The sequence below is a fragment of the Mesorhizobium sp. M7A.F.Ca.CA.003.01.2.1 genome, assembly GCF_003998945.1.
GTDB classification, from domain to species: Bacteria; Pseudomonadota; Alphaproteobacteria; order Rhizobiales; family Rhizobiaceae; genus Mesorhizobium; species Mesorhizobium ciceri.
Window position 1 is genome coordinate 1 of sequence record NZ_RZRA01001283.1, and the last position, 1,170, is coordinate 1,170.

General features: G+C 60.7%; 2 protein-coding genes. One reads left to right on the forward strand and one right to left on the reverse strand.

Annotated elements, in window-relative coordinates; translation table 11 throughout:
- Positions 1-102: 102 nt before the first annotated feature.
- A complete protein-coding gene (locus EN969_RS31985) occupies positions 103-489 on the forward strand; it encodes a hypothetical protein (protein ID WP_024503882.1) in 387 nt (128 codons plus the stop codon).
- 9 nt (positions 490-498) lie between these two features.
- Here the strand turns inward: EN969_RS31985 and aat are convergent, their stop codons facing one another.
- Positions 499-1,116 carry a leucyl/phenylalanyl-tRNA--protein transferase gene (gene aat, locus EN969_RS31990; protein ID WP_024503883.1) on the reverse strand — a complete coding sequence of 206 codons (618 nt, stop codon included), beginning with the start codon at positions 1,114-1,116 and terminating at the stop codon, positions 499-501.
- Positions 1,117-1,170 lie beyond the last annotated feature (54 nt).

The following is a 1,170-nucleotide window of genomic DNA, read 5'->3' on the forward strand; positions in this document are numbered from 1 at the left end:
AGACCCGATACTACCGACACCAACTGATCCCCCGGAACCGTCCTGGCCACAATGCGTTGGGCCACGGACGAGCGCACATTCATGCGTAAGGAGGATCTTCCGATGTCAGACAGCAAACGGATCACGGCTAGCAAGGCCGAATTGCTGGAACTCGAAAAGGGATTCTGGACGGGCGACTCCGCCTACTACGCGGCCAACGCCGACACCGAATGCCTGGTGGCATTTCCGCAGATGGCACAGGCGATGGACAATGCGGATCTGGCCAAGACCGCGGCCAAGCCCAACCGCTGGCGCAACCTGCAGATGGATCTCAAGGGCATTATCGAGCCGGGCAGCGACATCATCATGCTGACTTACGAGGCGCGTGCGACACGGGAGAATGGCGAGGCTTATGCCGCGCTGGTCAGCACCGGCTACGTCCATCGCGCCAACGGCTGGAAGATGATGTTCCATTCGCAGACGCCATTGGAAGCCGCTACCGGGAAGTAGGCTCAATCCTCAGGGATAGAATATTGCCTCGCCCTTCAACGCATCGGCGAGCATCTTCTCATACTTGCCGCGCGGCACGTCGACCGCGCCGAACCGCTTGAGGTGCTCGGTGGTGAACTGCGTATCAAGCAGAGCAAAGCCCCGCGCCTTCAAGCGCTCGACGAGGTAGAAGAGGCAGGTCTTGGAAGCGTCCGTCTCTCTGGCGAACATGCTCTCGCCAAAAAACACCCGGCCGAGCGACACGCCATAGAGGCCGCCGACCAGCCGGTCCTCACGCCACGCTTCGACCGAATGACAATGGCCTATCCGATGCAACTCGATATAGGCTTCGCGGATCGGCGCATTGATCCAGGTCGAGCGCCGCTCCGCGCGCTTTTCGGCGCAGCCGTCGATGGTCGCCTCGAAATCGAAATCGAAACGGATGTCGAAGGGATGTTTCTTGATCGTTTTCCAGAGACTTTTCGGCGTGTGAAAGCCGTCAAGCGGGATGATGCCTCGTGTCTCCGGCCGCACCCAGAACACCTCCGGGTCGCCGGCACTTTCTGCCATTGGGAAGACGCCCGAGGCGTAGGCCTTGAGCAGCAGGTCGGTGGGGATGCGATAGCCGGGCGCGTAGGGGCGGGTCATCGCGTCTCCGCGCTACTCTTCCTTGGCCAGGTATTTTTCCAGCCAGTGGATGTC

What these genes read in the sequence shown, in the direction of transcription:
- EN969_RS31985 (WP_024503882.1), top strand. Translation starts at nt 103, where the DNA reads ATGTCAGACAGCAAACGGATCACGGCTAGCAAGGCCGAATTGCTGGAA.
- aat (WP_024503883.1), bottom strand. Translation starts at nt 1,116, where the DNA reads ATGACCCGCCCCTACGCGCCCGGCTATCGCATCCCCACCGACCTGCTG.